This window comes from Streptomyces lonarensis, assembly GCF_012033735.1.
Lineage (GTDB): Bacteria > Actinomycetota > Actinomycetes > Streptomycetales > Streptomycetaceae > Streptomyces > Streptomyces lonarensis.
The window spans coordinates 1-11,302 of sequence record NZ_JAAVJD010000171.1; the positions used below are offsets into that span (position 1 = coordinate 1).

At 72.5% G+C, this 11,302-nt stretch carries 10 protein-coding genes and 3 tRNA genes; 11 read left to right on the plus strand and 2 right to left on the minus strand.

Annotation, left to right across the window (positions count from 1 at the left end; translation table 11 throughout):
* The first annotated feature begins 1,565 nt into the window (after window positions 1–1,565).
* The 3 genes from HCN56_RS18675 (at window position 1,566) to HCN56_RS18685 (ending at window position 1,835) form a co-directional block, all read left to right on the plus strand.
* Window positions 1,566–1,637 (plus strand) — tRNA-Gln (locus HCN56_RS18675).
* A gap of 21 nt (window positions 1,638–1,658) precedes the next feature.
* Window positions 1,659–1,731: transfer RNA gene (locus HCN56_RS18680), tRNA-Glu, on the plus strand.
* Between the two features lie 31 nt (window positions 1,732–1,762).
* Window positions 1,763–1,835 (plus strand) — tRNA-Glu (locus tag HCN56_RS18685).
* Window positions 1,836–2,198: 363 nt separating this feature from the next.
* Here the strand turns inward: HCN56_RS18685 and HCN56_RS18690 are convergent.
* Complete coding sequence (locus HCN56_RS18690; RefSeq protein WP_167972657.1) at window positions 2,199–2,930, minus strand: IclR family transcriptional regulator; 732 nt, start codon at window positions 2,928–2,930, stop codon at window positions 2,199–2,201.
* A 207-nt stretch (window positions 2,931–3,137) separates the two neighbouring features.
* On the opposite strand from HCN56_RS18690, the gene leuC reads away from it, so the two are divergent.
* The 5 genes from leuC (at window position 3,138) to HCN56_RS18715 (ending at window position 7,148) form a co-directional block, all read left to right on the plus strand.
* The gene (gene leuC / locus HCN56_RS18695; RefSeq protein ID WP_167972659.1) at window positions 3,138–4,568 is read left to right on the plus strand and encodes a 3-isopropylmalate dehydratase large subunit; all 1,431 of its coding nucleotides are present in this window, start codon (window positions 3,138–3,140) and stop codon (window positions 4,566–4,568) included.
* Window positions 4,569–4,574: 6 nt separating this feature from the next.
* The gene (leuD, locus tag HCN56_RS18700; protein ID WP_167972661.1) at window positions 4,575–5,168 is read left to right on the plus strand and encodes a 3-isopropylmalate dehydratase small subunit; all 594 of its coding nucleotides are present in this window, start codon (window positions 4,575–4,577) and stop codon (window positions 5,166–5,168) included.
* A gap of 742 nt (window positions 5,169–5,910) precedes the next feature.
* Window positions 5,911–6,165, plus strand: coding sequence for an SCO5555 family protein (locus HCN56_RS18705; protein WP_167972663.1), 255 nt, complete (start codon window positions 5,911–5,913; stop codon window positions 6,163–6,165).
* A 125-nt stretch (window positions 6,166–6,290) separates the two neighbouring features.
* Window positions 6,291–6,902 carry an HU family DNA-binding protein gene (locus HCN56_RS18710; RefSeq protein ID WP_167972665.1) on the plus strand — a complete coding sequence of 204 codons (612 nt, stop codon included), beginning with the start codon at window positions 6,291–6,293 and terminating at the stop codon, window positions 6,900–6,902.
* Window positions 6,903–6,953: 51 nt separating this feature from the next.
* The gene (locus HCN56_RS18715; RefSeq protein ID WP_167972667.1) at window positions 6,954–7,148 is read left to right on the plus strand and encodes a hypothetical protein; all 195 of its coding nucleotides are present in this window, start codon (window positions 6,954–6,956) and stop codon (window positions 7,146–7,148) included.
* Here HCN56_RS18715 and cofC read toward each other — a convergent pair.
* Window positions 7,120–7,791, minus strand: a complete 672-nt coding sequence (gene cofC / locus HCN56_RS18720) for a 2-phospho-L-lactate guanylyltransferase (protein WP_167972669.1) — start codon at window positions 7,789–7,791, stop codon at window positions 7,120–7,122. The genes HCN56_RS18715 and cofC overlap by 29 nt on opposite strands.
* 209 nt (window positions 7,792–8,000) lie before the next feature.
* Here cofC and HCN56_RS18725 point away from each other — a divergent pair, with 209 nt between their 5' ends.
* The 3 genes from HCN56_RS18725 to HCN56_RS18735 all read left to right on the plus strand — a co-directional run bounded on the left by HCN56_RS18725 (window position 8,001) and on the right by HCN56_RS18735 (window position 11,176).
* Window positions 8,001–8,837, plus strand: coding sequence for a lysophospholipid acyltransferase family protein (locus tag HCN56_RS18725; RefSeq protein WP_167972671.1), 837 nt, complete (start codon window positions 8,001–8,003; stop codon window positions 8,835–8,837).
* Window positions 8,834–9,838 (plus strand): NAD(P)H-dependent glycerol-3-phosphate dehydrogenase, encoded by a 1,005-nt coding sequence (locus HCN56_RS18730; protein ID WP_167972673.1) that lies wholly within the window; start codon window positions 8,834–8,836, stop codon window positions 9,836–9,838. The genes HCN56_RS18725 and HCN56_RS18730 overlap by 4 nt, the downstream gene beginning before the upstream one ends.
* Before the next feature lie 195 nt (window positions 9,839–10,033).
* On the plus strand, window positions 10,034–11,176 hold the full coding sequence (locus tag HCN56_RS18735; RefSeq protein ID WP_167972675.1) for a D-alanine--D-alanine ligase family protein: 1,143 nt from the start codon (window positions 10,034–10,036) through the stop codon (window positions 11,174–11,176).
* Window positions 11,177–11,302 lie beyond the last annotated feature (126 nt).

An 11,302-nucleotide genomic window follows, 5' to 3' on the forward strand; every position in this document is an offset into this window, starting at 1 on the left:
CCCCCCCCCCCCCCCCCCCCCCCCCCGCCGCTACGCACGGCGCCGCCGGCGGACCCGCGGCGGCTGGGGCCGCTCCCGGGCGCGGTGCGCAGGCGGGCCGCGGCTGCTCCTCGCCGCTCGACGGGGCGCGCCGGGTCCCGCACGGGGCGCCGCGCGCGGTGCGGCTCTCACGGTGCGCTCCGCCCCGTGCGGCGCCTTCCTCGGCGTACCGCTCCGAGCGTGCGCCGCCGGCGCCGGCACGTATGCCGCCTGCTCCTCGGCTTGTCGCCCCGCGGGAGCCCCGCCCAGACCTCTCCAGGGGCCGGCCGCTCGACAGGCAGCGCCCGGGCGGCTCCCGGCGCCGCTCCGCCGAGGCGCGAGACCGCCCCCCCGCCCGGCGCCGAACGCGCTGTGAAGCTGCCGTCCGCACGGGGCGACAGCCGCCGGCGCGCAGCCCAGGACGGCCGACAGGCCGGCAGCGGGCGCGCTCCATGCGGCTCCGCTCGCAGCCTCGCGGTGTCGGGGCTCCGTGCCCGCCCCATGCGCTCCGCGCGGAGCCTCGCGGCGTGCCGCGTGCCGCGTGCCGCGTGCTCCGGTGCTCCGCCTGCCCCGTGCCTCCGTACGGCCACTCATGGCGCCACGCCGTCCTGGTGGGCGTGGTCGCGCTGAGTGGCTGTGGGGCGACGGGGCACGCCCCATGCGTAGCCGCAACGCTCGGCCCCATGCTCTCCGCGCAGTCACTCGCGGCGCCGTGCCGTGCCGGTCGGCGTGGTCGCGGGCGGTGGCACCGGGACGACGGGGCCCGCCCCATGCGTGGCTGCAATGCTCCGTCCGCCCGCCCCGTGCGGCCGCGCAGCGGAGTACGGCGGCCTGGAGCGCCGGCCGCCGCGGTGCCCCGTCGGCCGCCCAGCGCCCCCGCCCCGGGGCCTGTGCTCTGCTGCGGCCGCGCCGGCCTGCCCGCTCTGTGCCCCCTGTGCCGGCTTCGGCGACCTGTCCGCGCTGTGACGCGCTGCCCCCTGAGCCCGGCGGCTCCCGGCGCGCAGCGCAGACCGTTGCCGGACGTGGCGCTGCCACCGCGTCGCGACGGTGCCCTGGCCATGGCCCCGCCCCGTGCGCGTGGCGGAGCCATGCGCCCCGTGCGCGCGGCGGGCCGGACCGGCGTGCCCGCTGCTGCTCGTGGCGCGCTGCTCCCTGCAGGGGTCCTGCCGTGCAGGCGGACCCCCTGCCCGCCGTCTTCCCGGCCGCCGCCAGCGGGTGCATTCACCCGACATCGACCGCCTTGGCTCCCGCTGTGTCGGCGGCCGTCGCCACGGGGTTCCCGAGCCGGCGCCTTGCCGGCCCCGTCCCCGGCCGAACCTCCGTCGTGTACTGGCGAGCCGACGCCCGCGGCGGTCTGCGCCGTGTCGTGTGGGGCGCCCGCGTGGGGTGACCCGGTCGGGCTCCGATCCCCGCTCGGGGAACCCGTTTTGGCGGTCGGACCTCGATCGGGTAATGTTCTTCTCGTCGCCAAGCGAACCGGAACCGAAAGGGGCCGGAAGCGCAAGGCGAAGACCCGAGCGAAGGCTCCGCAAGGAGTCAAGTTCTGGTGGGCTATGGTGTAATTGGCAGCACGACTGATTCTGGTTCAGTTAGTCTAGGTTCGAGTCCTGGTAGCCCAGCGATCTTCCAGCAAGATCAAGGCCCCCGTTGTGTAGCGGCCTAGCACGCCGCCCTCTCAAGGCGGTAGCGCCGGTTCGAATCCGGTCGGGGGTACGGTGACCATCTCGATGGTCACGCGCTGGATGCCCCCGTTGTGTAGCGGCCTAGCACGCCGCCCTCTCAAGGCGGTAGCGCCGGTTCGAATCCGGTCGGGGGTACTTGGTGGAGTTGAGCCCCGCGCTTCGGTGCGGGGCTCAACTCGTTGTGTGCGTGAGGACGGGTTTCCCTGCGCACGGCGCTTCTCGGCGCCCACAAACGCGATCCGTTCCGTGATCGCGATCACTCTGGCAGTCGCAGCGAGAGCCTCCCCAGGGCGCGATCGGTGACCGGTGCTGCGGGTTCCGCCGGTTCACCCCGCCCCGCGAAGGGGGAGCGCGCGTCGGCAGCACGGCCCTGCTCTCGCCATAGCGGGGCCTGTGCCGCGCGACGCCGAGGTGCTGCCGGCGCAACCGCCGCGGACCGGCTCACGTCACCGCCGGCGGCGGACCCTGCAGCTGTCTCGTGCACATGGCGCGGGGTGGTCAACCCCCGTTGCGCCGCAGCGCGTCGGTCAACCGTCCCGCCGCGTCGATCAGGGCCTTGGCGTGCATGCGCCCCGGGTGGCGGGTGAGCCGCTCGATCGGGCCTGACACCGACACGGCCGCCACGACCCGGTTGGACGGCCCCCGGACCGGCGCCGAGACCGACGCCACACCTGGTTCGCGTTCACCGATGGACTGGGCCCAGCCCCGCCTACGGACCCCGGACAGGGCCGTCGCGGTGAAGCGGGCGCCCTGCAGACCGTGGTGGAGCCGCTCCGGCTCCTCCCATGCCATGAGGATCTGGGCCGCCGATCCGGCTTTCATCGGCAGCGTCGAGCCGACGGGCACCGTGTCCCGCAGGCCGGAGAGCCGCTCGGCGGCGGCCACGCAGATCCGCATGTCGCCCTGGCGCCGGTACAGCTGCGCGCTCTCGCCCGTGATGTCCCGGAGGTGGGTGAGGACCGGCCCGGCTGCGGCGAGCAGCCGGTCCTCGCCGGCGGCCGCCGCCAGTTCCGACAGCCGGGGGCCGAGTACGAAGCGGCCCTGCATGTCGCGGGAGAGCAGCCGGTGGTACTCCAGGGCCACCGCCATACGGTGCGCCGTGGGCCGCGCCAGCCCGGTCGCCGCTACCAGCCCCGCCAGGGTCGCGGGGCCGGACTCGAGGGCGCCCAGCACGAGGGCTGCCTTGTCGAGCACTCCGACCCCGCTGGAGTCGCCACGAGATGTGTCCATGCAACGATACTCGCGTCTCACTCTGTGAAACGCAAGCTCGTCCCGGCGCAAACCCCGGCACCCTGGACACCGGGCGCACCGCACCGATGCGGCACGCCGACCACCGTCCGGTGCGCGGGGGAGCGGGCGGCGGTCCCGTACGGGCGCCACAGGTACGGTCACCGACTCGAAGCGGGCCCGAGCACAACCGGGCCGGAGGGATTGGCGATGGGACGGACACTGGCAGAGAAGGTCTGGGACGACCACGTCGTCCGACGTGCGGAGGGTGAGCCGGACCTGCTCTACATCGACCTCCACCTGCTTCACGAGGTCACCAGCCCGCAGGCTTTCGACGGCCTGCGCAAGAACGGCCGTACCGTGCGGCGGACCGATCTGACGATCGCCACCGAGGACCACAACACCCCCACCCTCGACATCGACAAGCCCATCGCGGACCCGGTGTCGCGCACACAGCTGGAGACCCTGCGCAAGAACTGCGCGGACTTCGGCGTGCGACTGCACCCGCTCGGCGACGACGAGCAGGGCGTGGTGCACGTGGTCGGCCCCCAGCTGGGACTGACGCAGCCCGGCATGACGGTGGTCTGTGGTGACAGCCACACCTCGACGCACGGCGCCTTCGGAGCGCTTGCCTTCGGCATCGGCACCAGCCAGGTCGAGCATGTACTGGCGACGCAGACGCTCCCCATGGCGCCGTTCCGCACCATGGCGGTGACCGTCACCGGGGAGCTGCCCGACGGCGTCACGGCCAAGGACCTGATCCTCGCCATCATTGCGAGGATCGGCACCGGCGGCGGCCAGGGATATGTGATCGAGTACCGCGGTGAAGCCATCGAGAAGCTCTCGATGGAGGCCCGGATGACCATCTGCAACATGTCGATCGAGGCCGGCGCCCGCGCGGGCATGATCGCGCCGGACGAGACCACCTTCGCCTACCTGGAGGGTCGCGACCACGCGCCCGAGGGAGCCGACCGCGAAGCGGCCGTCGACTACTGGCGGACGCTCCGCACCGATGACGACGCCGTCTTCGACCACGAGGTGGTCATCGACGCCACGGGGCTGGCCCCCTTCGTCACCTGGGGCACCAACCCGGGCCAGGGTGCCCCGCTCTCGGACTCCGTGCCGGACCCGGCCTCCTACGAGGACCCCAGCGAGCGGTACGCCGCGGAGAAGGCGCTGGAGTACATGGGCCTCACCGCCGGGCAGCCGCTGCGGGAGATCGCCGTCGACACCGTGTTCGTCGGCTCCTGCACCAACGGCCGCATCGAGGACCTGCGGGCGGCCGCAGCCGTCATCGAGGGCCGCTCCGTGGCCGAGGGCGTCCGCATGCTGGTGGTGCCCGGTTCCGTGCGGGTGTCGCTCCAGGCGGTCGCGGAGGGACTCGACAAGGTCTTCACCGCCGCCGGTGCGGAGTGGCGCCACGCCGGCTGTTCGATGTGCCTGGGGATGAACCCCGACCAGCTCGCGCCGGGGGAGCGGTCCGCCTCCACCTCCAACCGCAACTTCGAGGGCCGCCAGGGCAAGGGCGGCCGCACCCACCTGGTCTCGCCGCAGGTCGCCGCGGCGACCGCCGTCACCGGGCGGCTGTCCTCGCCCGCCGACCTCGAGACCGCCGACGCAGCACAGCCCATGGGAGTCTGATCACCGATGGAAGCCTTCACCACGCACACCGGACGTGCGGTTCCGCTGCGTCGCAGCAACGTCGACACCGACCAGATCATCCCGGCCCACTGGTTGAAGAAGGTGACCCGGGACGGCTTCGAGGACGGCCTCTTCGAGGCGTGGCGCCGTGACCCGGAGTTCGTGCTCAACAAGCCGGAGCGGGCGGGCGCCACGGTGCTGGTCGCAGGCCCCGACTTCGGGACGGGCTCCTCCCGCGAGCACGCGGTGTGGGCGCTGCAGAACTACGGCTTCGCCGCAGTGATCTCCTCGCGGTTCGCGGACATCTTCCGGGGCAACTCGCTCAAGAACGGCCTGCTCACTGTCGTCCTGCCGCAGTCCGCCGTCGACACCCTCTGGCAGGCGGTCGAGGCCGACCCGGCCACCGAGATCACGGTGGACCTGGTGGCGCGCGAGGTGCGCTGCGGCTCCTTCCGCGAGTCCTTCGAACTGGACGACAACGCTCGCTGGCGCCTGCTGGAGGGGCTGGACGACATCAGCCTCACCCTGCGCCAGGAGGACGACATCGCGGCGTATGAAGCCGCCCGGCCGGCCTTCAAGCCGCGCACCCTCACTGCCTGAGGCGGGACCGCCGCAGCGCGCTGACACCCGCCAGGCCCCGCCCCGTGCGGGTACCGAGTCGAACCCGGTGCCCGCACGGGGCGCTTTGCTGACCGGTCCGGCCCCACCACGTGGCAGCCTTCGCCCCGTGGTGGGGCCCCGTGGCCTTCGGTCGACCGCCGACGTGACCGGGGAGAGCGCCTCGGCGGCCGCGCCGGCAGTACCGAGGAGCCCCACCGCCGCGCCCGCTCCGTTCCTCCCGGCAGCCCTTGCTCGGCTCGTTCCGAGGCGGGGCCGGCGCCCGGCCGACCGGGTGATGTGCGAGGGGCCCGTCACCGCTCGCTCCGGAGGCCCCTGTCGACCCGTCGTCGTCGGCACGGGGCGGCCGGCCCCTTGCCGCGAGGTTCGCCCCGGTCGCCAGGTCGCGTACCCGCACGCGGCGTCGCCGCAGACGGCTCGGCCGGCCGGTACCGGGGCAGCTCGGCAGGCGTCACGGCGCTCGAGCGGCCTCCCGCTGCGGCCGGCCCCGTGGCCTGGCGGGCGGGACCGCCGGGGCGTGCGCTCCGCGAGCCCGGCCGGGCGTCTCGGGACCAACGGCGACCCCCACGTAGCATTTTCGGCCAGTGCGACGAACTGACGAACCGTCAGAAAAGTGCCTCGGCGCGGTCAGTTGCCACCGACCTCACGAGCGTGACACGGTCGTCCCGACACCCACTTGGGGGCCGGAGACGCGACAACTCGCCCCTGGTGGCACAATTGGTGCATGGAACGCGACGGTCAACTCGAGCTGTACGACCTCGTCGCCGCACGGCTGAAATACGCGCACGCCGCGGTGCGCTCGCTGGACGTCACCGACGACGAACGGCGGGCGTTGGTCCGGCGCCTTCTCGTCATCACGACAGCGGCCAAGAAGGACCTGCGCGGGGCTGTTCGCCGCCTCGACCGCTTCATCGCAGAACTCGACTCCGGTCGGCCTGTCGAGGGGTGGTCGCGGGGTGAGGGTGACGCGAGTCCGTGACGGTCGAGTTCGTTGCGACACGAGGGTGATTCGCCCGTTTCAGGTTTGATTTGCTGTATATATCTGCCTAACGTGCGAAAAAGCTTGAGCACATTCGTTCCAGCACCGCCTCCGAAGGGGAAGACGTGAACAAGGCACAGCTCGTTGAAGCGATTGCCGACAAGCTCGGCGGCCGCCAGCAGGCCGCGGACGCCGTCGACATCGTCCTCGATGCGATCATCCGTGCGGTGGTGTCCGGCGAGCGGGTTTCGGTGACCGGGTTCGGTTCGTTCGAGAAGGTCGAGCGTCCGGCGCGGTACGCGCGCAACCCCCAGACCGGTGAACGCGTGCGCGTCAAGAAGACCTCGGTGCCGCGCTTCCGCGCCGGCCAGGGCTTCAAGGACCTCGTCGCCGGCACCAAGAAGCTGCCGAAGAACGACGTGGCGGTGAAGAAGGCGCCCAAGGGCAGCCTCTCCGGCGGTACTTCCACCAAGAAGGCGACCACCAAGAAGGCCGCCGCGAAGAAGACCGTCGCCAAGGCCACCACCAAGAAGGCGGCGGCGAAGAAGACCACCGCCGCCAAGAAGGCGACGACCGCCCAGAAGGCGACGGCCAAGAAGAGCACGGCCAAGACCGCGGCGAAGAAGACCACCGCGAAGAAGGCGCCCGCACGCCGCGCGACCGCCACCAAGGCGCCGGCCAAGAAGACGGCCGGTCGCAAGACCACAGCCAAGAAGGCCCCGGCGCGACGCAAGTGAGGCGCCGGAGCAGGCGGTGACCTGCATGGCCCGAGCCGCTAGGCTCGGCTCATGCAGGCCACCGCGCACACCTTTGACGCCGCGACCCGGACCGGCAGCGTCCTGTTCGACGACGGGACGCCCATGGAGTTCGACCGAGCCGCCTTCGACGCCGGAGGACTGCTGCTGCTCCGCCCCGGCCAGCGGGTCCGCGTCGAGCAGGACGCTGCCGGGCGCCTCAGCCGTGTGACGCTGCAGACCTTCTGAAGCCGGCGCCCAGTCGGTGGGTGCTCCGCGCCGTGCGCGGTCCGACGCCCAGGGCGATCGCGGCCAGCAGGTCCTCGCCGGTGTCCACGTCCTGCCGGACGCTCTCCACGCCGCTGGGCATGAGTTCCACCGCGCCCGACGCGCGATGACGCATCCGTGACGCCGGCCCGAACCCCGGTGCGGGGTCGACGCCGGGAAGCACGGCCAGCAGCGTCGTGCCGGTCCCCGCCGCGTCGGCCAGAAAGCTGCGCGGTGCCGCCGCGGCCTCGTCGAGCACCCGCGCCAGTTCCTCCGCACGCAGCGCCGGCAGATCAGCGTTGAGCGCCGCCACCGCCACCGCCGCCCCGGGCCGGGCCGCACGAACGGCGATGACCCCGTGTTCGACCGCCGCGTTGAGTCCGCCGCGCGGGCTGTCGGGTACGACCGCCGCACCCAGTCGGGAGAGCGTCGCGCGCGCCTGCTCGTCGTCGGTGACGACCGTCACCGACGACACCGCGGCGCACTCCATCACCGCCGCCAGCGTGTCCTCCGCGAACGCGAGGGCGAGCGCCGGGCGCAACTCCTCGCCCGCGGCATCGGCGAGTCTCGTCTTGGCGCCGCCCAGCCGCTTCACTGGCATCACCACGGCCCAGCCGCCGGTCATCGGCTCCCCTTCGTGTCGACGATCACGCCATTGTCTACCCTCCGGTAACGAACGCCCCGCCGACCCCGCGGTGGGCACCGTCCCCCTGGCGTCCGACGCGCCGGGGCGGTGATGAGACGATCTGCTGGACAGCCCAGGAGCCGAGGGCGACACTTGTGCGGCTGTACGCCGCAGATCGCCGCAGCAGTGCCAGAGGAGATGGTGCCGGAGTGTCCCGCCGCAGAATCGGCTTCAGCTATCGATTTGCCGCCTGTCTGGTGAAACCGCCGATGCTGGTCCTGTTCAAGCGGGACTGGCGCGGAATGGAGAATATCCCCGAGGCGGGGGGATTTCTCACCGCGGTCAACCACAACTCCTATCTGGACCCGCTTTCCTACGCCCACTACCAGTACAACACCGGGCGCGTCCCCCGCTTCCTGGCGAAGGTGGGCCTGTTCCGCTCCGGGTTCGTGGGCATGATGATGCGGCGCACCGGCCAGATCCCCGTTTACCGGGAGACGGCCGACGCGGCCGGCGCTTTCAAGGCCGCCGTCGACGCCGTCCACGCCGGCGAGTGCGTGGCCTTCTACCCCGAGGGCACCCTGACACGTGACCCCGACCTCTGGCCGATGGAGGGGAAGACCGGCGCCGCGCGTGTCGCGCTTCTCACCCACGCCCCGGTGATCCCCGTGGCCCAGTGGGGCGCGCACGCCGCCGTCCCGCCCTACGCGCGAGAGAAGAAGGTGCGGCTCTTCCCGCGCAAGACGCTCACCGTCGTGGCGGGGGCCCCCGTGGAGCTGAGCGACCTCTACGACAGGGAGCCGACCACCGACGTGCTGGTGGAGGCCACCGAGCGCATCATGGCCGCCATCACCGAACTCCTCGCCGAGGTGCGGTCGGAGACCCCGCCCGCGACGCGGTACGAACGCCGCCGCGACGCCGACGGTACCGCCGGTGCCCGGCCTGTGCCGCCGCACGGGGCGCCTGTCTCCGGGCGCACCCTCCCGGCCGAAGCGGTCGCCGGATCCACGCTGCCGGTGGCGCAGCAGCGGGAGACCGGCGAGTGAGCCGCCGCGTCGCCGTACTGGGTACCGGCTCCTGGGGTACCGCCTTCGCCATGGTCCTGGCCGACGCCGGGTGCTCGGTCACCCTCTGCGCCCGTCGCCCGGAGATCGCCGAACAGGTCAACGCCACGCGGATCAACGCCGAATACCTGCCCGGGGTGGTTCTCCCCGAGGGCGTCCGCGCCACGACCGATGCAGCGGAGGCACTCGCCGGTGCTGAGTTCGCCGTGCTCTCGGTCCCCTCGCAGACACTGCGGGAGAACCTGGCCGCGTGGCGCCCCCTCCTCGCCGACGACGCCGTGCTGGTCTCCCTGATGAAGGGGGTCGAGCTCGGCACCGCCAAGCGGATGAGCGAGGTCATCCAGGAGGTGGCCGAGGTGCCCGCCGCCCGCGTCGCTGTGCTGACCGGCCCCAACCTGGCGAGGGAGGTGGCCGCGAGGCAGCCCGCGGCCGCCGTCGCGGCGTGCGCCGACCCGGATGTCGCGCGTCGCCTCCAACGCGCGTGCCACACGCCGTACTTCCGCCCGTACACCAACACCGACGTCATCGGTTGCGAACTGGGCGGTGCCGTCAAGAACGTCATCGGTCTCGCCGTCGGCATCGCCAACGGCATGGGGCTGGGAGACAACACGAAGGCGTCGCTGATCACCCGCGGCCTTGCGGAGACCAGCCGCCTCGGCCTGGCGATGGGAGCGGACCCCACCACCTTCGCCGGGCTCGCGGGCATGGGCGACCTGGTCGCTACCTGTTCCTCGCCGCTCTCCCGCAACAACACCTTCGGCACGAGCCTGGGGCGGGGCATGACGCTCGACGAGGCCCGGGCCGCGACCCGCCAGACCGCCGAGGGGGTCAAGTCCTGTCGGTCCGTGCTGGACCTCGCCCGCCGCAACGGCGTGGAGATGCCGATCACCGAGACCGTGGTCAACATCGTTCACCAGGGCACCTCGCCCAAGGTGGCGCTGCAGGAGCTCATGGCGCGATCCGCGAAGGCGGAGGGCGCCTGAGGAGACGCGACGCCCTCGGACCGTCGAGGCGCCCTCGCGGCGCGTCCCGGAGCAGGCCGGGCCCCGGCGCTCGGGGCGCCGTCACCCGTGCGGAGCGGGGCGCTTACCCCGGACAGGTCATGAGCGGCGCGCCCAAGGCCGAGTACGGTGAGGCGTCTTACCGGCCATCGCCCCGTTAGGTAATCTCGAACCGATATGAGCAGCCAGCACTCCTCCCAGAGCCCCAAGCCGCGTGTCGCCGTCGTCTTCGGCGGTCGCAGCTCCGAGCACGCCATCTCGGTGGTCACGGCCGGCGCAGTGCTGCGGTCGATCGACCGCGAGCGCTACGAAGTGTTGCCCGTCGGGATCACCGCCGAAGGCCGTTGGGCCCTGGCCGCCGATGAGCCGGACCGGATGGCCATCGCTGACCGCCGGCTGCCCGCCGTCACGGATCTCACCGACGAGGAGTCCGGGTCCGTCCTGCTGCCGATGGACGCAGGCGGCCGTGAGGTGATCTACACCGAGCCCGGAGCCGTCCCCAAGGCCCTCGGCGAGGTCGACGTCGTCTTCCCGGTCCTGCACGGTCCCTACGGTGAGGACGGCACCCTCCAGGGCCTGCTCGAGCTGTCGGGCGTGCCCTACGTCGGCTGCGGCGTGCTGGCCTCGGCGGTCGGCATGGACAAGGAGTACATGAAGCGCGTCTTCGTCTCCTTCGGCCTGCCGGTCGGCCCCTACGAGGTGCTGCGTCCGGCTGAGCTCCGCCGGGACCCCGCGGCGGCCCGCGGACGTGTGCTCGGCCTGGCGGAACGTTACGGCTGGCCGCTGTTCGTGAAGCCCGCCCGTGCCGGTTCCTCCATGGGGATCAGCAAGGTGGAAGGGCCCGAGGCGCTCGACGCGGCGATCGAGGAGGCCCAGCGCCACGACCCCAAGGTGATCGTCGAGACGCTGCTGCGCGGCCGCGAGATCGAGTGCGGGGTCCTGGAGTTCGAGGACGGGCCGCGCGCCAGCGTGCCCGCCGAGATCCCCCCGGTCTCCGGCTACGACTTCTACGACTTCGAGGCGAAGTACATCGACTCGGCCCAGGGCATCGTGCCCGCCGCCCTTTCCGAGGAGGAGACCGCGCGGGTACGTGAACTCGCCGTCCGTGCCTTCGAGGCGCTCTCGTGCGAGGGCCTCGCGCGGGCCGACTTCTTCCTGCAGGACGACGGCAGCCTGGTGATCAACGAGGTGAACACCCTGCCGGGGTTCACGCCGATCTCGATGTTCCCCCGTATGTGGGAGCAGAGCGGCATGAGCTACGAGCAGCTCGTCGACCACCTGATCACCACGGCGCTCAACCGCAGCGCCGGCCTGCGCTGATCGCTCCCGGTCCGACCGGAGCGCGACCACGGGGATGGCGATCCAGCGCACCCACCATGGCAGTGTCATGAACGCGTCCTTCATGGTCTCTGGCTCCTAGCAGCTGGGACCGCGGTACGACGGGGG

What these genes read in the sequence shown, in the direction of transcription:
- HCN56_RS18705 (WP_167972663.1), top strand. Translation starts at nt 5,911, where the DNA reads ATGGAACGCGACGGTCAACTCGAGCTGTACGACCTCGTCGCCGCACGG.
- HCN56_RS18715 (WP_167972667.1), top strand. Translation starts at nt 6,954, where the DNA reads ATGCAGGCCACCGCGCACACCTTTGACGCCGCGACCCGGACCGGCAGC.
- leuC (WP_167972659.1), top strand. Translation starts at nt 3,138, where the DNA reads ATGGGACGGACACTGGCAGAGAAGGTCTGGGACGACCACGTCGTCCGA.
- HCN56_RS18690 (WP_167972657.1), bottom strand. Translation starts at nt 2,930, where the DNA reads ATGGACACATCTCGTGGCGACTCCAGCGGGGTCGGAGTGCTCGACAAG.
- leuD (WP_167972661.1), top strand. Translation starts at nt 4,575, where the DNA reads ATGGAAGCCTTCACCACGCACACCGGACGTGCGGTTCCGCTGCGTCGC.
- HCN56_RS18735 (WP_167972675.1), top strand. Translation starts at nt 10,034, where the DNA reads ATGAGCAGCCAGCACTCCTCCCAGAGCCCCAAGCCGCGTGTCGCCGTC.
- cofC (WP_167972669.1), bottom strand. Translation starts at nt 7,791, where the DNA reads ATGACCGGCGGCTGGGCCGTGGTGATGCCAGTGAAGCGGCTGGGCGGC.